Origin of the sequence: Mannheimia cairinae, from assembly GCF_028649535.1 — a bacterium.
Classification (GTDB): Bacteria; Pseudomonadota; Gammaproteobacteria; order Enterobacterales; family Pasteurellaceae; genus Mannheimia; species Mannheimia cairinae.
Map to the genome: position 1 here is coordinate 129,812 of NZ_JAQSJE010000002.1, position 20,232 is coordinate 150,043.

Genomic DNA, 20,232 nt, shown 5'->3' on the forward strand with positions numbered 1-20,232 from the left:
TGTTATAACTTTCAAGCGGTTATTTTTTAGGAAAATATTACAAATATTTTCTTTAAAAAGCCTTATTTTTGTCGCAGTTCATATTTCATAAAATTCAAGAATAGATTAGTATTAGGAAAAGACGCTAAAACGTTTTAGTATGCGAAATTATCTTGATTTAAAGAGGAAAGAATAATGAGTAAGATTTGGGTAACAGGCGATGCCGTTGTGGATTTAATTCCCGATGGCGAAAACCATTATTTAAAATGTGCTGGTGGAGCCCCAGCTAATGTAGCGGTGGGGGTTTCTCGTTTAGGTGTGGAAGCCGGTTTTATTGGACGTGTAGGGAATGACCCATTAGGTCAATTTATGAAAGACGTATTGGCGGCAGAAAAGGTTTCAACCGACAATATGATTTTAGACGATGCTCATCGCACATCAACTGTGGTTGTTGGGTTAGATAACGGCGAACGCAGTTTTACTTTTATGGTAAACCCTAGTGCAGACCAATTCTTAGAAGTGGGCGATTTACCTGAATTTAAACAGGGCGATTTTTTACATTTTTGCTCTATTGCACTAATCAACGACCCTTCACGTTCTACTACTATTGAAGCGATTCGCAGAATCAAAAATGCTGGTGGATTTGTTTCTTTCGACCCAAATTTACGTGAGTCACTTTGGAAAAGCCTAGATGAAATGAAAACCGTGGTAAATTCCGTGGTGGCAATGGCGGATATTCTTAAATTTTCTGAAGAAGAACTCACGCTTTTAACCGATAAAGCGACTCTTGAAGAGGCAACTCAAGCAATTACCGCACAATATCCGGAAAAACTTATTATTATTACCTTAGGCAAAGACGGTGCAATTTATCACTTAAACGGTTCAAGCAAAGTCGTTGCCGGTAAAGCGTTAACACCGGTGGATACCACAGGTGCTGGCGATGCTTTTGTGAGCGGATTACTCGCCGGGCTGGCTCAAGTTTCAGACTGGAAAAATGAAAACGTTTTAACCGACGTTATCCGCAAAGCCAACGCTTCGGGAGCTTTAGCCACCACTGCCAAAGGTGCAATGTCCGCCTTGCCAAACAAAGTACAGCTCGAAGCATTTTTGGCGGAATAGAATTGTGATAGCGCTCGTCTTTGACGAGTGCTTATTATTTATCTAGGGTACTCGTCAAAGACGAGCACCATCATTTTGATTGTTAGGATTCCCTATGCATATTTTCAATAACGGTAAATACAAAAGCCTCTACGCTCAAACAGAGGGTGAATTACAAGCCATTCGTCAAACGGTACTGACCGATTCCGACTTTTACCCAACCTATCATCTCGCCCCTGAAACAGGGTTGTTTAACGACCCGAACGGTTTGATTTTTGATGGCGAGAAATACCATATTTTTGCCCAATGGTTTCCTTACGGTGCATTGCACGGAATGAAGCATTGGCAACATTTTATTACCAAAGATTTCCAAACTTTTAGCAAAGGCGATTTACTGATTCCTGATGAACTGTTTGAATCGCACGGCTGCTATTCAGGTGGGGCGATTTTATGGCAAGATAAGATTGTTGCTTTTTACACGGGGAACACTCGTCGCCCGTCAGACAATGCTCGTATTCCGCATCAAAATATTGCGATTTTCGATAAAGCAGGCAAATTATTGGAAAAACGTTGCATTATCGACCAAGCACCCGAAGGCTATACCGAACACGTGCGTGATCCGAAACCTTATATTACCAAAGAAGGCAAAATTCGCTTTGTATTAGGGGCTCAGCGTGAAAACTTAACAGGCACAGCGTTAATTTATGAAATGGAAAATCTTGAAGCAATGCCACGCTTAATTGCCGAGCTTGAAGTGAAAGATTTTGATAACAGCAATGTGTTTATGTGGGAATGTCCGGATCTCTTTCAATTATCGGGTAAAGATCTGTTTGTTTGGTCGCCACAAGGAAAACTGCGAGAAAGCCACCAATTCCAAAATAATTACCACGCAACCTATGCAGTGGGGGAACTGGCTGGAAATGAATTAACCGCAGAGCATATTGAAGAACTGGATTACGGCTTTGATTTTTATGCTCCGCAAACCATTGAAAATAGCAACCGCATAATGTTTGGCTGGGTAGGCTTACCGGATTTAACTTACCCGACGGATCAATATCAATGGCATTCAATGCTGACTTTGCCACGTAAATTATCGCTTAAAAACGGCAAGGTGGTGCAACAGCCAATCGTTAATATTGGTCAATTACAAGCAGTCGAAATTTCAGAGAAAATTGCGATTGAGCAGTTAGATACCAGTTATTTACAAATTTCTATTGAAAATCAACCGCTTGCACTTGAATTTTTCCAAAATGAGTTTGGGCAACATCTGACAATGCGTTTTGAAAATGGCGTATTTAGCTTAGATCGTAGCCAAAGCGAACAAACCGAACTAATGGAAAAATTTGGCTCCGTTCGCCATTGTAAAATCGAAAAATTAGACACTATCGAGATTTTCTTCGACCGTTCTATTGTCGAAATTTTCTTAAATGGCGGAGAGAAAGTGCTGACTTCTCGCTTCTTTATTGCGAATCGTCAAAATTGTGTGAAATCGACCCGCTTGCTAAACGCAAAAGTGGCAAATGTTGCAGCAATTAGCGTAGAATAAAAAGAGAGGCAGGAATGCCTCTTTATAATAAAAAAGGAGATAAGTGTGAATAAAAAACGCTTAACGCTAAGCGATATTGCCGAACTGAGTGGTGTTTCTAAAACAACGGCAAGTATGATTTTAAATGGGCGGAGCAGTGATTTTAGAATTAAGCCTGAAACTTGCCAAAAAGTAAAAGAGATTGCGGAAAAATATGGTTACCGTGCCAATGTTTATGCCAAGGCATTACAAGCCCAGCGAACGAACGTAATTGGTTTGGTTATTCCCGATTTTACCAACTACGGTTTTGCATTAACTTCAAAAGCATTAGAGCGTTTATGCCGAGATAATGGCTTACAGCTAGTGATTGCTTGTTCGGACGATAACCCTGAGCTTGAAAAAAAGGCGATAGAGCAGTTATTAGACAGGCGAGTAGATATTCTTATTACAGCACCAACCCATAATGATCCGAGTTATTATCACAACGTAGTGCAATATACGCAAATGTTACATCTCGACCGTTATATCTCAGGGCTTAATATTCCTTCTATTACCAGTAACGATACTCAAAGTATCGGTGTTTTGGTTGAGAATATTGTACGAGCTTACCAGCCGAAAGAATTCTTTTATTTAGGCGGGCAACTCGCCCTTTCACCAAGCCAAAATCGTTTAAAAGGATTTCGTGAAGGGCTGGAACAATCACACTTAGCTCTGCAAGAAGATTGGATTTTACATCAAGACTACCAACCGGAATCGGGTTATCAAATGTTTTCCCAAATTGTTGAGAAACTAGGGCGATTACCTGAGGCTGTATTTACGGCATCTTTTACCTTGCTAGAAGGGGTGATGCGTTATTTAAGCGAACATAATCAGATGGATAAATTACTCACACAAGAATTACATCTAGCAACGTTTGACGACCATCATTTACTAAATGCTTTACCTTTCCATATTCATTCAATTAAGCAGGAACACCAGCAAATTGCCGAGCAAACTTTTGCTTTAATTCAGCAAAAATTGGCAGATAAAGCGGTAGAAAGTGTGAAAGTGGATTGTGAAATTTTATGGCGAAAATCAATTTAAGAGGACGTTATGGCTCATTTTTACGAATATTTAGAATTTAATAGCGATGAAGATAGAGAAAATCAACTGGAAGTGTATGTTGATGTCAAACTTGAAGATGAAACAGAAGAAAAAATAAAAGCCCTTGCTGTGCAAGGCGATTGGCTTGTAATGGCGGAGCCTTACTGCCCCGATTGTGTCGAGATTGTGGCTTATTTCCAACGTATGGCAAAGCTAAACCCAAATATCAATGTGAAATATGTTTCTCGCAAAGACAACAACGAACGCAAATATTTTGACAGCGATGAGCAACAACAAGCGGTCATTTCTGCCCAAAAAATTCCAAGTATTTTTGATATTCGCAATGGCAAAACAGAATTGGTGTTATGCGAGTTTCCACAATTTCTCAAAGCAAAAATGGAAGAAAATCCTGAGCAATTTGACGAATTAAGAGCAGATTTCAGAATGGGTAAATTTGGGAAAGCGGTAGAAGCTGAATTACTAAATATACTTACGAGCGTAAAATAAATTCACTGAATTTAAGCCTTTATAATTGCGGAATTTGCTTAATTTCTGTATAATCGGAAATCTTTTTTATAAATAAAAAATGTATATATCTTTGGAGTAAACTTATGGCTCGCGTAACCGTACAAGAAGCAGCAGAGAAAATTGGCAACCGTTTTGATTTAATTTTAATTGCCGCACGTCGTGCAAGACAATTACAACTTCACACACGTGAGCCACTTGTGCCTGAAGAAAATGATAAACCAACAGTTATCGCATTACGTGAAATTGAAGATGGTTTAATTACCACAGCGATTATGGATCAGCTAGAAAATCACGACTCAGTTCAACAAGAAGTTGCAGAGCAAGAAGCAATTTCGTTTTTAACTGAAATGAGCAACGAATAATTATTTTTTTAGTGATAGAGAATGGACAACTGGGTCTGCAAGCGGTAGGATTTTCCTAGAAATTTGCAAATTCATTGTCCATTTTTATTTCTATTTTTTATCTATTTTTGGGGTATAACGTGTATCTTTTTGAACCTTTAGATCGAATTATTCAGGGCTATTTACCGCCTGAACAAATTGAACGTGTAAAGCGTGCGTATGTAATTGCTCGTGATGCACACGAAGGGCAAACACGCTCAAGTGGGGAGCCTTATATTACGCACCCTGTGGCGGTGGCATCTATTATTGCTGAAATGAAATTGGATCACGAAGCCGTGATTGCAGCACTATTGCACGATGTGATTGAAGATACACCTTATACCGAAGAGCAACTTGCCGAAGAATTTGGGCAAAGTGTGGCAGATATTGTGCAAGGGGTCTCAAAACTAGATAAATTAAAATTCCGCACTCGCCAAGAAGCCGAAGTAGCAAACTTCCGTAAAATGATTTTGGCGATGACCAAAGATATTCGAGTAGTCCTTATCAAACTTGCTGACCGTACCCATAATATGCGAACGTTAGGGGCTCTTCGTCCAGATAAACGTCGCCGTATTGCTAAAGAAACTCTTGAAATTTACAGCCCCCTTGCTCACCGTTTAGGGATTGAGCATATCAAAAATGAGCTGGAAGATTTAGGCTTTGAGGCAATGCATCCACAACGTTATCGAGTCTTGAAGATGGCGATTGCCAGTGCGAGAGGGCATCGTAAAGAATTAATTCAGCGTATTTCTAATGAAATTATAGGCCGTTTAGAAGATGTAAAAATTGAGGCTCGAGTTTATGGGCGTGAAAAACATCTTTACTCTATCTATCAAAAAATGCGTCAAAAAGATCAGCATTTCCACTCTATTTTAGATATTTACGCATTCCGAGTGGTGGTGGGTAATGTCGATAATTGTTATCGAGTATTAGGGCAAATGCACGCTTTATATAAACCTCGCCCAAAACGAGTGAAAGACTATATTGCTGTGCCAAAACCCAATGGCTACCAATCGCTCCATACCTCTATGATCGGGCCTCACGGCGTGCCGGTTGAAGTGCAAATTCGCACCGAAGATATGGATAAAATGGCGGATATGGGGGTTGCGGCTCATTGGCGTTATAAAGAGGGCGAAGGGCATAACACCACGGTGCAACTAAAAGCTCAGCAATGGCTACAAAGCATTGTTGAATTGCAAAACAGTGCGGGTAACTCGGCTGAGTTTATTGAAAGTGTAAAATCGGATCTATTCTCTGATGATATTTACGTCTTTACACCGAAAGGCAGAATTGTTGAATTACCGGCGAATGCCACAGCGATTGATTTTGCTTATGCCGTTCACTCTGGTATTGGGGATCGTTGTGTTGGTGCGATAGTGGATCGCAATCCGTATCCGCTTTCCCAGCCACTACGAACAGGGCAAACCGTTGAGATTATTACCGAGCAAGGTAAACGTCCAAGTGCGTCTTGGCTCAATTTTGCCGTGAGTGGAAAAGCTCGTTCTAAAATTCGTCAGGCACTTAAAAATCAGCAACACAATGATGCGATTGCACTTGGGCGTCGTCAGTTAGTGCGTGCAATGAATTTACGTTCGATTGATGATTTAAAACCAGAGGTTATCCAAGCAGTATTAGAAGAATTACGTTTAGCTACATTTGATGATTTATTAGCAGAAATCGGTTTAGGTAATCAAATAAGTAGCGTTGTTGCACAAAGATTACTGGGAGAACCGTTATTAATTGATACAGATGGCGACCCACAAAATAACCAACCACTTGTGATTGAAGGGGTAGAAAGCCGTTTAATTAGCTTTGCAAAATGTTGCCAACCGGTGCCAGGGGATGAAATTATCGCTTATGTGAGTTCCGGTAAAGGTTTAATTATTCACAATGCCTGCTGCCCAAATGTAAAAGATTATGCAACAGACCAACGTCACTACTTACCAGTTGTTTGGGAAGAAGTAGCAAAAGATAAAGCGATTAAATTTGAAACTGAAATTGTGCTAGATATAATTAATGAACCAGGTGTTCTTGCTGGCATTACTTCCACTCTTGCTAAAATGAATAGCAATATTGGCAGCATTAGCAGCGAGGCAAGGGAGGGGAATGTATATCAAGTGAAAATCCAAATTTCAGTATTGGATAAAGAACACTTTGACGCAATTTTACGTAAATTATTAAGTGTTAATGGCGTGGTAAAAGCGAGTAGAAAATAGGTAAAATAGCGACTATAAAATANNTATTTTATAGTCGCTATTTCTTAATTACATTCTTGCCTCAAGTAACTTTACTAATGCTTTGATATGATCACCTGTTGCATTAAGTGCTGGAATATAGCGATAAGATTCGCCACCCGCATGTTCAAAGTTTTCTTTATTCTCTTCTGCAATCTCTTCTAAAGTTTCTAAACAGTCTGCGGAAAAGCCTGGGCAGATAACTGCTACTTTTTTAATCCCTTTTTTAGGGAATTCTTCTAAAGTCTCATCTGTATAAGGTTGTAGCCATTCTTCATCACCAAAACGAGATTGGAAGGATAAAAGCCATTGTTCTTTAGTTAAACCTAATTTTTCAGTAACTAATTCTGCTGTTTCATAACAATGTTTTGGATAAAAATCCCCTTCATCGGCATAACGTTTTGGTATTCCGTGGAATGAGAATAGCAATAGCTCATCGGGGTCTAATGCAATAGAATTAGCAAGAGCTTGAATATAAAGCGGATCGTTATGATAACTATGAATAAACTCAAATGGCACAATATTACGTTGAGATTTTAGACCATTAGCAAAGGCATCTAATACCGAAGCTGTTGTCGTGCTGCTATATTGTGGGTAAAGGGGCAGTACAATAATTTTATCAACATTTTGTTTGATAAGGCTATCTGTTGCACTTTCCATACTTGGATTACCATAAGACATACCTAATTCGACCACAACATTTTTACCTTTTACATCAAAATAATGCTGAACGGCTCTTTGTTGTTGGCGAGAAATAGCCAATAGTGGTGAGCCATCTTCACTCCAAACCGATTGATATAATTTAGCTACTTTAGGTGAGCGCTTTGGTAAGACAATAAAATTTAAAATTGCCTGCCATTTCAGTTTCGGTAAATCAATTACACGAGGGTCGCTTAAAAACTGTTTCAAATAACGTTTTACTGCACTTGGGGTTGGCTCATCGGGTGTACCTAAATTAGCTAATAAAATACCGATTTTTTGTTCACTCATTTTATGCTCTTGTAGAAAATGGAATCATTACGCTAAATTATGCCATAAAGAAACAGAAAATTCTGCGAAAATTAATCGCTAGAAGATAACAAGCGGTCTAATTTTTTAAAAAGTTTGCAAACAATATAGAAAGGATGTGAGTTTCGTTCTTGCTTTTTGTTTCGTTTGCTTGTAGAATTGCAACTCTTTTTTATGGTCCTTGTTTGGCAGAAAATTTATATGCCAACTTTTTAAATTTTTAGGTAGATAAGCAATGAAACGTACATTTCAACCTTCAGTATTAAAACGTGCTCGTACTCACGGTTTCCGTGCTCGTATGGCTACTAAAAACGGTCGTCAAGTATTAGCACGCCGTCGTGCAAAAGGCCGTAAATCTTTATCTGCATAATTTGTAGTAAAGTAAAGCCCAACCACCTTATATAAGTGTGAAGAAGCAAGCCTTTTCTCGGGAGCTACGTTTGTTAGCTCCCGTTCAATTTAAAGCTGTGTTTGAAGAACCTCTTCGAGCTAGCACTCCTCAAATGACACTTCTTGCCAGACAAAATACGGCAGAGAATCCTCGTCTTGGTTTAACCGTTGCTAAAAAACATCTAAAGCGGGCTCACGAACGTAATCGTATTAAACGTATTGTGCGAGAAAGCTTTCGTTTAAAACAGCACGAATTACCTAATTTTGATTTTGTATTTGTTGCAAAAGGTGGAATTGGTAAGCTAGATAATGCAACCATTTTTGAAACGCTTGAAAAATTATGGGCAAGACACATTCGACTAAGCAAAAAAACGGTTCAAACAAACCAGTAAAAGAACCAAGCAAAATTAGTTTATTTGCAAGACTCCTCTTGTTACCTATCTATTTCTATCGTTATGCCATCAGCCCTCTTATAGGCCCCCGTTGCCGTTTTTACCCAACCTGTTCAACTTATGCTGTTGAAGCTATTAAAATTCACGGTGCGGTAAAAGGTGGATATTTAGCAATGAAACGCATTTTACGTTGCCATCCATTTAGTGAAGGGGGAGATGACCCTGTCCCACCTTGCAGTTGTAAACACCATAAAAATGAAAAACAGCCTAAATAGCAAAGCATCTAGACTGTCTTGATAAAGAGAATATTTTACTTACTAGCAGGCATATACAAGGCCACCTGCACCGCAGATGTATAAATGTAAAGGGGGTAATTAAATACTAAATGAAGAGCCACAACCACAGGTTGAACTTGCATTTGGGTTTATAACCACAAAGCGAGAACCATCTAGCCCTTCAGTATAATCTACAGTGCCACCAATCAAATACTGTAAGCTCATAGGATCAACCACCAAGCCCACATTTTGATTTTCAATAGTTAAATCACCATCGTTTACCTGATCATCAAAGGTAAAACCATATTGGAACCCACTGCACCCACCACCAGTAATATAAACACGCAAGCGAAGATTTGGGTTATCTTCGCCTTCAATTAAGCTTTTTACTTTACGAGCTGCCGCATCGGTAAAGATTAAAGGAATTTGGATATCACTCATTTTGTTTTAGATCAAACTTCTTAAAAATTCTAAGTATTATCTAATAATTATCATATAAGAGCAATGGAAAATATTGGATAGGTTAAGTGATTTTGTATGTTATAATTGCTAGTAATTTTAAATTTCTAACATTTTGTTTAATAAATAAACAGCTTTGTGGTTCTATAATTATGTTTCTAAAATTATCAGGAAAAATAGCACGTCTTCGAGCATTTGATGAGTTACTTAAACAACTGATCATTCGAGATATTAAAATTAAATACAGACGTAGTTACTTAGGTTATATTTGGAGTATTCTAAACCCCCTTATGACAATGACGGTACTAGTCATTGTATTTTCACATTTATTTACACGTTTTGATATTGATAATTTTCCATTGTATTTAATTTCAGGTCAGATTATTTTTAGCTTTATGGCAGAAGCAACTAATATGGCAGTGTCTTCTATTTCAAATAATGCTTCTTTGATTAAAAAGACTTATGTTCCTAAATACATATTTACTTTATCAAAAGTTGGTAGTTCTTTAGTAAATCTCTTATTTTCTATGGGGGCGTTATTATTAGTAATGCTTTTTACTAAAGCCACTTTCTCTTGGAATTTATTATTCTTCCCATTTCTCGTTTTACAGGTCTTTGTATTTGTTCTAGGCGTTGGCCTTTTATTAGCTTCTATGTCAGTTTTTTTTCGAGATATTCAATATTTATGGGGGGTTATTTTACCTATGTGGATGTATTTAACTCCAATTTTTTATCCAGTTTCTATTATTCCAGAGAGTTATCGAGAGCTTTATAAAATGCTGAATCCTATGTATTGGTATGTTACTCAATCTCGAGATATCATAGTGTATGCAAGATTTCCTGATACGCAATTAATTTTAATGGGAAGTTTATTTGCTATTGTGGTACTTTGTTTTGGTGCTTGGGTATTTAATAAAAAACAAGATGAGTTTATTTTATATATATGATTAAAAGAGACATTGTTGTTGAAGTAAAGAATGCTACGGTAAGATTTAATAAAGCATCTATTCATTATAATGGTTTAAAAGAATATTTTATTAGACTTATTAAAAAAGAACTAATGTTTGAAGAGTTTTTGGCATTAAAAGATATTAATTTAGAAATTGCAAGGGGAGAATCTTGGGGGATCATTGGGACAAATGGATCTGGTAAATCTACCCTTTTAAAATTAATTTGTGGAATTTTAAAACCTTATAAAGGCACGGTGAGTGTGAGAGGAAATATAGCTCCATTAATTGAATTAGGTGCAGGATTCGATCGTGAACTGACAGCAAGAGAGAACATCTTTTTAAATGGAGCACTCTTAGGGCATAAGAAATCGTTTATGCAAGAACATTTTGATGAAATTGTCGAATTTGCAGGATTATCTGAATTTGTTGATATGCCTATTAAGAATTTTTCATCAGGTATGTCTGCTCGTTTAGGGTTTTCTATAGCAACTATTGTAAAGCCAGAAATTTTAATTGTAGATGAAGTTTTAGCTGTTGGCGATCAAGCATTTCAAGAAAAATGTCGTAAAAGAATGACTGAAATGCTGGCCGATGGTACAACTTTATTGTTTGTATCTCATTCTAGTCATCAAGTAAAGCAATTATGTAAAAATGTACTGTGGCTTGATAAAGGCATAGTCAAAGGATGTGGGAAAACAGAAGATGTTTTACCAAAATACATTGAGAGTTTAAAGGCATAATGAATCATCAAAAAGCATCTAAATATGCAATGATTGGAATGGATTTATTTTCATTCTGTTTATCATTTTTTTTAGTATTATTATTGATTTCAACAACATTTGGTGAACTTAGTAAATTTATACCATTAGGAGAAATGGAAGAAAGAGCCCTAATTCATTTCGGGCTTGCTCTGCTTTGTGTAGGCTGGTTTTGGGGCAGATTAAGGCATTATACATATAGAAAGCCATTTTGGTTTGAATTAAAAGAAATTCTAAGAACGTTATTAATTTTCTCGGTTATTGATCTTGCAATTTTGAGCTTATCTAAATTATATGTTTCTCGGTATGTTTGGCTTTTTACATGGCTAATTATTTTAGTATTATTTCCATTAAGTCGCATTTTATTAAAAAGTTGTTTAATAAGAAAAGGATGGTTTTTAAAAGACACCGTTATTATTGGTGGTAAAGCCAATGCTGTTGATACCTATAATGCTATTATTAATGAACGTTATTTAGGGTTAAATATAAAATATTTTATTACAGATACACCTGATGCTAATCTTAAAGCACTAGGGAAAGATATTCTTTCTTATAAGCAGTTAGATGAATATTGGAAAATACTTGCTCCTAGTACGCAATTTATGATCGCATTAGAAGATAGTGAAAATACAAAAAGAGATACTTGGATTCGTAATTTAACGAAAAAAGGTTACCGCTTTATCTCTATTATTCCAAGTTTAAGAGGATTACCGCTATATAGCACAGATATGTCGTTCTTATTTAGTTATGAAATTATTTTATTAAGAATTAACCATAATTTAGCAAAGAGAAGTTCAAAAATTATTAAGAGAACAATGGATATTGCATTATCTTCTATATTGCTATTCTTCTTCTCTCCTATTTTATTTTTTATTTGGCTGATAATTAGTTGTAGTGGAGGGAAAGCACTTTATTCTCATACTAGAATTGGACGTGAAGGAAAACCTTTTCAATGCTGGAAATTTCGCTCAATGAAAAAAAATGCTGATGAGATTTTGCGAGTTTATTTAGATGAAAATCCTCAAGCCTATGATGAATGGTATAGAGAAAGAAAGTTAAGAAATGATCCTCGTATTACTAAATTTGGAGATTTGCTAAGAAAGTTTAGTTTAGATGAACTACCTCAATTATATAATGTATTAGTTGGAGAAATGAGCTTAGTTGGGCCTAGACCTATAACAAGCGATGAACTTAAATATTACCGTAATAGTTTAGATTATTATTTTATGTCTAAACCAGGTATGACAGGACTTTGGCAAGTTTCTGGGCGTAATAATGTCAGTTATGATACTCGTGTCTATTTTGATGCTTGGTATGTGAAAAATTGGTCGGTTTGGAATGATATAGTAATTTTATGTAAAACTGTACCAGCTGTTTTTAAAAGAACAGGAGCTATGTAATTAATTTTATGGAGAATAGAAATGTCTAACGTTATAAGTCGTGTAAAGCAGGTTATTTTAGAGCCTAAGGTAACAATAAAAAAAGTAAAATATAAATTTCAACAAAATCCAAATGATGCTTTGAATATGATTTTATCTGATATTAAGGGAGATACCAAACATTTATATCATCGTGTTAGAAAACATATTCCGATTAAATATAAAAGTAAAAACCAATTTTCTATTGTCTCTGCCTGTTATAATGTTAGTAATTATTTAGATGAGTTTTTTACTAGTATTATTTCTCAAACTTTAGACTTTAAAAAACATATTCAAATTATTTGTGTAGATGATGGTTCAACTGATAATACTGCCGAGACCATTAAAAAATGGCAATCAAAATACCCAGATAATATTCACTATTATTATAAAGAAAATGGTGGGCAGGCTTCTGCTCGTAATTTAGGAATTGACTATGTTAAAACTGATTGGGTAACTTTTATCGATCCTGATGATTTTATTAATAGAGATTATTTTTTTAATATTGATCGTGCGATTAATAAAAATACCAAAATGCTAGTCTCCAATTTTATTTTTTGGATGGAGGCAACAAAAACATACAGAGATGCTCACCCTCTAAAATATAGATTCTCAGATAAAGTTAGAGAGCTTAATGCTAATGATCTACAAAATTGCATTAATTTATCTGCAGCTGCCACTATTTTTAAGACTAGTGATATTTTAGAAAACCAACTTTTATTTAACCACACTGTAAAGCCTACATTTGAAGATGGTAAATTTATTGCTGATTACTTACTTACTTTATCAGGAGGTAAGGTTTCTTTTGTGAGAGATAGCCATTATCTATATAGAAAAAGGGAAGATGGTAGTTCTACTTTAGATACTGCTTGGAAGAAAAAAGAAAAATTTTATAATGTTTTAGCTTATGGATATTTACCAATGCTAAAAGATTATTATGCTAAATATGGCAAAGTCCCATTACATATTCAAAGAACTGTTATTTATGATGTTTGTTGGTATGTTAAGCACTTATTAGATAATGAATCAAGAAGCAGTTTCTTAAATAATGAAGAAAAAGAAAACTTCCATAATGTTTTATTAGAAATTTTTACTTATATTGAAACCAAAAATATTATGAGCTTTGAATTATGTGGCATTTGGTTCTTGCATAAGGCTGCAATGATAGCAGGTTTAAAACAAGAAGATTTGCCTAGATATTTTGGTTATATTGAGAAAATAGATAGAACTAAAAAACAGGTTCTTATTTCTTACTTTACTTCACCTAAAGAATATTTAGAGAGTTTTATACTATCTGATGGTCAAGAGTTATTACCAATTTGGAGCAAAACTTTGCATAAAGTCTTTGTAGGAAAAACAGTGTTGTTTGAAAAACGAGTTTGGTTATCCTATGATGGTATTGAGAGTAAAAGTTTTCAGTTGCTAGTTGATGGAAAAAATGTCCAACTAAATCTAAAAGGAAAATGGCATAATAAAGAGGTACCATTTAATACAATTATAGCTGATTTTCAAGTCCCCGCTAAATATAACCAGCATCATAAAGATATTTGGCTTTTAATTGATAGAGATATGCAAGCAGATGATAATGCAGAGCATCTATATCGTTATATTAAAGCTAACTATCCAGAACAAGAAGCTTATTTTGCTTTAAGTTCTAAATCTCATGATTGGGAACGTTTATATAAAGAAGGGTTTAATCTCTTAGATTATGGCACAAAAGAGTTCGAGGATATTCTATGTAAATCAGCAAAAATTATTAGTAGTCACGCTGATGATTATATGGATAATTATTTTCAAGATCATTATGCAGGTAGTAAGAAATTTATATTTTTACAGCACGGAGTAATAAAACATAACTTGTCTTCTTGGTTAAATAAGAAAAAGGATATAAGTTGTTTTATTACAACAACTGAAGGCGAATATCAGTCTATTGCTGGTAATTTATCACCTTATATTTTTTCTGAGCGTGATACTATATTGTCAGGCCTGCCTAGACACGATTCTTTATTAGAGGGTAATACTTTATCAAATAAAGAAATATTAATAATGCCAACTTGGCGTAGTTATATTGTGGGCAATGTAATTGCTGGAGGATTTCAGCGAGAAAAAAATAAATTCTTTACTGAAACCTTATACTATAAGCATTGGTCTGAGTTTTTAGCGAGCCCAGAATTGGAGCATTTAGTTAAAGAATCTGGTTTTAAAGTTACATTTGCACCACACGCAAATATAGAGCCTTATTTAGATGAGTTTTCTATTCCAGATTATATTAATGTGTGGAAAGCTAAAGACGGCAAAATTCAAGATCTCTTTAGAAATGCAAAGTTTATGATTACCGATTACTCTTCGGTAGCCTTTGAAATGGCATTTTTAGGCAAACAAGTATTATATTATCAATTTGATAAAGAATTAGTATTTGGTGGCGAACATACTTACCAAAAGGGCTATTTCTCTTACGAAGATCACGGATTCGGGCCTATTGTTGAGAATTTAGATGATTTATTAGCATCTCTTAAAGACATTTTAGAGAAAGCAGGTGAACCAGTAGAGCCATATAAACAAAGAATTGAAAATACTTTCCCATTCCGTGATGGGAATAACTGTGAGCGTGTTTATCAAGCTATCAAAGCTTTAAATGAGTCAGAAAGGAAGGAAGTTGATTTAGATATTCTAAGAGAAGCGGTTAAATCAGCTTATAATAATAAAGCTTGGACATTATTACTCTCCCGTTGTGAGTTGTTAGAGAAATATGGAGATGAAGCAGATCAAGCAATGACTAAACAGCTAAAACTACAAGCATTAGTAGGAGCTTATCAATTTGAAGAATTTGAGAAAATATCGTTAGAGCATATTACTCATCAACAGCAACTATCATTAAAAGCAAAACAGTTATTTATTCAGCAAAAATGGTTAGCAGCAGCTAATAAATTTACAGTACTAAACACATTAAACACATTATCTGGTGATGAAGCAATGATGTTGGCTCAATGCTATGCAGAATTAAATGAAACAGGTAAGTTAGCCGCTTTACAAGAAAAGTTAGAGCTTGATGAAGAGTACAAAGTGCTTTTAGATTGCTGGTTAGCAATAAGTGAGGAACGTTGGTATGATGTAATTGTATTATTAGAACCGAAGGTTGAGGAACTAGATATCAGTTTATTAAAACGTGATAAACTACAACTTTTATTAGCACGAGCTTATCGTGTAGTAGGAGATTATACAAAAGCTCACGAGCAGTTGATTGCTTATGAAAAACATATAGCAGGCGATACTGATTGCAGATTAGAAATTGCTCATTTGGCATTTGTGCAAAATAATAATGATAAGGTTATTACACAGTTAAACAGAACGGCTTTTAAAGATATATTGGATTTACCTGTAACATCTTTAACTGAATATATTATTTCAACAGAAAAACTTGGTAATAGCTCTGAAAGTATGAAACTATTGGCTAAAATTTCAGAGCGATACAAGAATGATGAAACATTGATGAGTCTTGTTGCAAATATGCTGATTCAGCAAGAGAACTGGAATAAACTTGAATTACTTTCAACTGAGTGTTATGAAAATGGTATGGAGTCAATGATTTATCCATTAGTGCTTTCGAAGACAAGGCTTGGTAAACTAGATGAAGCTTATAAATTACATATTCAACCAAAAGAAAATACTGAGTATGGCTACTTAGAAGTAGTTTCTGATTTGGCAATTATGTTTGGTAATTTAGAGTTAGCACAATACTGTTTAAGACAGATGATTGCGAAATATCCAACCAAAGATAAAGAAAATAATTTAATGAAGCTAATTTCATTATCTAAGTAACTTTCGTTAATAAGGTGAGCATAGCTCGCCTTATTAATATAAGGAATAGAAATGCAAAGACTAGAACAGACTTATACTGCAACGAATGGTGTAAAAGTGATTTATAAACATAAACCAAGAAAGTACGATTTTAATCATCTTATTGTTGTCTTTTCTGGTTTTTTAAATGCAAAACCAGGAAATTATGATTTTAATAATGCTTTAAATGATTGTCCTGCCGATGTCATTTGGATTAATGATAATTTTGAAGATATGTACACTTATTATTTATGTGTTGATATGAATTTTAAGGTTGAGGAAGCAATTAAAGAATTTATTGATATCCAAATTAAAGCATTGTCACTAGATTATGAGAAAGTAACAGTAACGGGTTTTAGTAAAGGTGGAAGTGCCGCTCTTTATTATGGTTTAAAATTACCTGTAGCAAATATTGTTACGACTGTGCCTCAAATTAAAATCGGTAGCTATGTGGTTAAGAACTGGCCTCAGGTGGCTTCTCATATGATGGGAGAGCTAAGCCAAGCTAAACAAGATTATTTAGACAAGTTAATTATTCAATTATTGAGAACAGATATTAGAAGAGAAAAGAATATCTATTTACTAACATCAGAAGCTGATATTCAGTATGAGTCAGAAATTAAGCCAATACTAGACGATCTTAGAAAATACTCTAATTTTAATCTCATTAAAAGCTATTCGGTTTTTTGTCGTGAGCATAATCAGATTACTTCACATCATACATCAACATTACTTGGGTTGTATTATCTTTTAACTTCAGGTGGTGTACCTCATTTCCCTAATAATGAAATCCATTTCTTTGGCTCACAACCTTTACCGATAGAAAATAAAACTGGAGAGCCGATTGTAGATACATATTTATTAGATATAAAAAATGGACGTTTATTTATTGATGGTGTTGCCTTACTGAAAGGATATCATTTAGTAGATTATAATGATGTTGCGTACGAGTTAATATTCAAAGGCAGTAAAGAAATTGTGAAACCACTTGCTAAAGCTCATAAACCTTATTTAACTAAAGAGTTTTTCGATGGTAAATATCTAGTTATTTACGATAAAGGTTGGTTTACTACTTATCAGTATAAGGGTATTGATATTAGTGATGTTCCTACTGGAGATTATCAGCTGTTTATCCATATAATGATTAAAGGTCTTTCTAAGAGAGTACCACTTGTAACTAATAGAGAGTTAGTTAAGAATGTAAATGGCATTAAAGTTTATTGCAAGGGTAATCAAATTTGTTTAAAAATTTAGGGGCTGGGGCTATATGTATAAAGTAACCAATATAAATTAGAGTTAAGAGAGAAAATGTTAAGTTTATGAATTATAAAAGAATAATAAATTTGGTTTCTCATTTACTGAAAAAACCTTCTTTAATATTAAAGGGGGTTACATCGGCTAAAAAATACGGTATTAAATATGCTTTAAAAAAAGCACTGACGCCTTATACGCCTAATTTTAACAGGCAGTTAGAATGGGTAAATATCAAAGAGCAAAAACAGATATTTATTTTAACTACAAGACATTGTTATTTTATTGCTAGACTTATTCAAAAACAGTTAAATAATCTCTCTTTTCAAAGTGAAATTGTTTTTGATGTACCACAGAATGGATTTGGAAATGGAGTTCATTTTGTGGTTTGCCCACAAATGTTTAATGAACTACCTGAGCAATATATTGCTTTCCAATTAGAGCAGTCAGTAACTTCTCGATGGTTTAATAAAGAATATTTAAATAAACTTAGTAATGCTTATGCTGTACTTGATTATTCTTTAGATAATATTTCTTTTTTACAAAAGAATGGCTTATCTTTTCAGAAAATATTTTTTTCTCCTTTAGGATTTTACCCCTCTTTTTTTAATCATATGGAAGAAAACGAAATATATGATGTGTTGTTCTATGGTGATATAAAAAATGAGAGAAGAAAAAAATATATTGATAAATTAGCATCAAAATATCGAGTAAAAGTAATAAAAAATAGTTTTGGTAATGAGCTTTATCAAGAAATTGCAAAAGCAAAGATCATCGTTAATATCCATTATTATGATAATGCATTATTGGAAACAACTCGGTTATATGAATGTTTATCCCTTAATAAGTTAGTTATTTCTGAAAAAAGTGCTGATTTATATTTGTATCCACAACTTGAGGAAACTGTAGATTTTGTCGAAGAAGGTAATATTGAGGAGATGTGTAGCCGGGTTAATTTCTGGCTTAAGAATGAGCAAATAAGAAAAGAAAAAGTTACCAATAACATTGATTATCTTAATGCCTCTCCAAATCTATTTAATTTTTACTTTTTACGCTTTATGTTGGCAAATGATTGGATTGAATTTGATGTTTTTTATGATTTAGTTTCTCATCATATTAAGTTAGAGAAAGATTTTATTTGTTTAGGTTTACCTGAGACTGTTGAAAGAAGAACGCTTTTTGAACATCAGAATCAGTATGGAATTCAATTTTTTTCAGGATTAAGGCATAAATTCGGTTGGGTTGGCTGTGGAATGAGCTATAAATTGTTATTAAAAAAAGCAAAAGAATCATCTTTTCCACAGCTAACAATTTGTGAGGATGATGTATTATTCAATAAGGACTTTTACACACGCTATTTACAAGTAAAAAACTTTCTCAATCAAAGAAATGATTGGAATATTTTCGCAGGATTGATCGCTGATTTACATCCTAAAACAGAAATTATTTATATTGAAAATAAAAACGAGGAAGAATATATTTATCTAGATAAAATGACTAGTATGGTTATGAATATTTATAATCAATCATTTTATGATAAATTAATAAATTGGAATGAAAAAGATCGTGATGTTTCTAAAAATGCAATAGATAGATATATAGAAAACCAAGGGATGCTTAGAGTTGTTACAACATTACCTTATTTAGTTTCTCATCGTGAAGATGCGTATTCTACTCTTTGGGGTATAAATAATAGTGTTTATACAGAGATGATTAAAGGTAGCGAAAAAAAACTGATAGATAAATTACAAAATTACAAACAGTCTAATGAAATTTAGTTTAATTGTACCTACGTATAATGCAGGCTTTATGTGGAAGCAATGGATTGAAGCTGTTAAGATGCAAGACCTTCAACCATTAGAGGTAATTGTTATTGATTCCTCTTCTACAGATGGAACTGATTTGTTAGCTAAACAAGCCGGTTTTAAAGTTGTACAGATCGATAAAGCAGAATTCAATCATGGTGCTACTCGTAATAAAGCTGCGGTATTATGCGATCGAAATAGCGATATTCTTATTTACCTTACTCAAGATGCGATTTTATCTGAGCCGTCATCTTTACGTAAATTAGTAAAATATTTGAATCAATCTCATATTGCAGCGGTATGTGGACGGCAGTTACCTCATAAAAATGCCAATCCCTTAGCAACATTTATACGAGAATTTAATTATCCCCCTGAATCTTCTATTAAAGATAAGACAAATATTTCTAAATTGGGTATTAAAACAGCATTTATGTCTAATTCATTTGCCGCTTATCGTAAGAGTATATTTGAGGAACTAGGAGGCTTTCCAAATGATGTTATCCTAGCTGAAGATATGTATTTAGCAGCTAAAATAGTACTAGCTGGATATCAAGTTGCTTATTGTGCAGAGGCTACTGTTTATCATTCCCATAATTATACTCTTTGCCAAGAGTTTAAACGTTATTTTGATACTGGCTGCTTTCATTTAGAGGAGCCTTGGATAATGGAAACATTTGGAAATGTTAGTGGTGAAGGAAAAAAATTAATTTTAAAAGAATGGTATTACTTACTAAAGAATGCTCCTGTATGGTTGCCTTACTCATTTTTAACTATTTGCAGTAAAGCAATGGGATTTTATTTTGGGAAAAATGCCAATAAAATACCTAAGAAATACTGGCATTATTTTAGTATGTTTCGTTGA

General features: G+C 34.3%; 18 protein-coding genes. 16 read left to right on the forward strand and 2 right to left on the reverse strand.

What is annotated here, in order from left to right:
- Positions 1 to 174 precede the first annotated feature (174 nt).
- The 6 genes from cscK (at position 175) to spoT (ending at position 6,809) form a co-directional block, all read left to right on the forward strand.
- Complete coding sequence (gene cscK / locus PTQ27_RS02795) at positions 175 to 1,098, forward strand: fructokinase (RefSeq protein WP_273749567.1); 924 nt, start codon at positions 175 to 177, stop codon at positions 1,096 to 1,098.
- Between the two features lie 94 nt (positions 1,099 to 1,192).
- Positions 1,193 to 2,623: a glycoside hydrolase family 32 protein gene (locus PTQ27_RS02800; RefSeq protein ID WP_273749566.1), complete on the forward strand. Its 1,431-nt coding sequence runs from the start codon at positions 1,193 to 1,195 to the stop codon at positions 2,621 to 2,623.
- A 45-nt stretch (positions 2,624 to 2,668) separates the two neighbouring features.
- A complete protein-coding gene (locus PTQ27_RS02805) occupies positions 2,669 to 3,685 on the forward strand; it encodes a LacI family DNA-binding transcriptional regulator (RefSeq protein WP_434802819.1) in 1,017 nt (338 codons plus the stop codon).
- 9 nt (positions 3,686 to 3,694) lie between these two features.
- Positions 3,695 to 4,192, forward strand: coding sequence for a thioredoxin family protein (locus tag PTQ27_RS02810; RefSeq protein ID WP_273749565.1), 498 nt, complete (start codon positions 3,695 to 3,697; stop codon positions 4,190 to 4,192).
- Positions 4,193 to 4,296: 104 nt separating this feature from the next.
- Positions 4,297 to 4,575 carry a DNA-directed RNA polymerase subunit omega gene (gene rpoZ / locus PTQ27_RS02815; protein ID WP_273749564.1) on the forward strand — a complete coding sequence of 93 codons (279 nt, stop codon included), beginning with the start codon at positions 4,297 to 4,299 and terminating at the stop codon, positions 4,573 to 4,575.
- A 119-nt stretch (positions 4,576 to 4,694) separates the two neighbouring features.
- The gene (gene spoT / locus PTQ27_RS02820; protein ID WP_273749563.1) at positions 4,695 to 6,809 is read left to right on the forward strand and encodes a bifunctional GTP diphosphokinase/guanosine-3',5'-bis pyrophosphate 3'-pyrophosphohydrolase; all 2,115 of its coding nucleotides are present in this window, start codon (positions 4,695 to 4,697) and stop codon (positions 6,807 to 6,809) included.
- A gap of 48 nt (positions 6,810 to 6,857) precedes the next feature.
- On the opposite strand, the gene hemH is transcribed toward spoT, so the two are convergent.
- Complete coding sequence (gene hemH, locus PTQ27_RS02825) at positions 6,858 to 7,817, reverse strand: ferrochelatase (protein WP_273749562.1); 960 nt, start codon at positions 7,815 to 7,817, stop codon at positions 6,858 to 6,860.
- 253 nt (positions 7,818 to 8,070) lie between these two features.
- On the opposite strand from hemH, the gene rpmH reads away from it, so the two are divergent.
- From rpmH to yidD, 3 genes are read left to right on the forward strand one after another with little or no spacing between them, the layout of a single operon-like run.
- Positions 8,071 to 8,205, forward strand: coding sequence for a 50S ribosomal protein L34 (rpmH, locus tag PTQ27_RS02830; protein ID WP_005599701.1), 135 nt, complete (start codon positions 8,071 to 8,073; stop codon positions 8,203 to 8,205).
- Between the two features lie 37 nt (positions 8,206 to 8,242).
- Positions 8,243 to 8,617: a ribonuclease P protein component gene (rnpA, locus tag PTQ27_RS02835; RefSeq protein WP_273749556.1), complete on the forward strand. Its 375-nt coding sequence runs from the start codon at positions 8,243 to 8,245 to the stop codon at positions 8,615 to 8,617.
- Positions 8,566 to 8,892 (forward strand): membrane protein insertion efficiency factor YidD, encoded by a 327-nt coding sequence (gene yidD / locus PTQ27_RS02840; RefSeq protein WP_273749555.1) that lies wholly within the window; start codon positions 8,566 to 8,568, stop codon positions 8,890 to 8,892. The genes rnpA and yidD overlap by 52 nt, the downstream gene beginning before the upstream one ends.
- Positions 8,893 to 8,991: 99 nt before the next feature.
- On the opposite strand, the gene erpA is transcribed toward yidD, so the two are convergent.
- Complete coding sequence (erpA, locus tag PTQ27_RS02845) at positions 8,992 to 9,333, reverse strand: iron-sulfur cluster insertion protein ErpA (protein WP_273749554.1); 342 nt, start codon at positions 9,331 to 9,333, stop codon at positions 8,992 to 8,994.
- 170 nt (positions 9,334 to 9,503) lie between these two features.
- Between erpA and PTQ27_RS02850 the strand changes: the two genes are divergently transcribed.
- The 7 genes from PTQ27_RS02850 to PTQ27_RS02880 all read left to right on the forward strand — a co-directional run bounded on the left by PTQ27_RS02850 (position 9,504) and on the right by PTQ27_RS02880 (position 20,232).
- Entirely contained in the window at positions 9,504 to 10,298 is a 795-nt protein-coding gene (locus PTQ27_RS02850; RefSeq protein WP_273749553.1) for an ABC transporter permease, read from the forward strand.
- Positions 10,295 to 11,041, forward strand: coding sequence for an ABC transporter ATP-binding protein (locus tag PTQ27_RS02855; protein ID WP_273749552.1), 747 nt, complete (start codon positions 10,295 to 10,297; stop codon positions 11,039 to 11,041). Before PTQ27_RS02850 ends, PTQ27_RS02855 begins: the two co-directional genes overlap by 4 nt.
- On the forward strand, positions 11,041 to 12,459 hold the full coding sequence (wbaP, locus tag PTQ27_RS02860) for an undecaprenyl-phosphate galactose phosphotransferase WbaP (protein WP_273749551.1): 1,419 nt from the start codon (positions 11,041 to 11,043) through the stop codon (positions 12,457 to 12,459). The genes PTQ27_RS02855 and wbaP overlap by 1 nt, the downstream gene beginning before the upstream one ends.
- 21 nt (positions 12,460 to 12,480) lie before the next feature.
- Positions 12,481 to 16,296, forward strand: coding sequence for a CDP-glycerol glycerophosphotransferase family protein (locus PTQ27_RS02865; protein WP_273749549.1), 3,816 nt, complete (start codon positions 12,481 to 12,483; stop codon positions 16,294 to 16,296).
- A 51-nt stretch (positions 16,297 to 16,347) separates the two neighbouring features.
- The gene (locus PTQ27_RS02870; protein WP_273749548.1) at positions 16,348 to 17,568 is read left to right on the forward strand and encodes a hypothetical protein; all 1,221 of its coding nucleotides are present in this window, start codon (positions 16,348 to 16,350) and stop codon (positions 17,566 to 17,568) included.
- A gap of 65 nt (positions 17,569 to 17,633) precedes the next feature.
- Positions 17,634 to 19,343: a glycosyltransferase family protein gene (locus tag PTQ27_RS02875; RefSeq protein WP_273749547.1), complete on the forward strand. Its 1,710-nt coding sequence runs from the start codon at positions 17,634 to 17,636 to the stop codon at positions 19,341 to 19,343.
- A complete protein-coding gene (locus PTQ27_RS02880; protein ID WP_273771107.1) occupies positions 19,333 to 20,232 on the forward strand; it encodes a glycosyltransferase family 2 protein in 900 nt (299 codons plus the stop codon). Before PTQ27_RS02875 ends, PTQ27_RS02880 begins: the two co-directional genes overlap by 11 nt.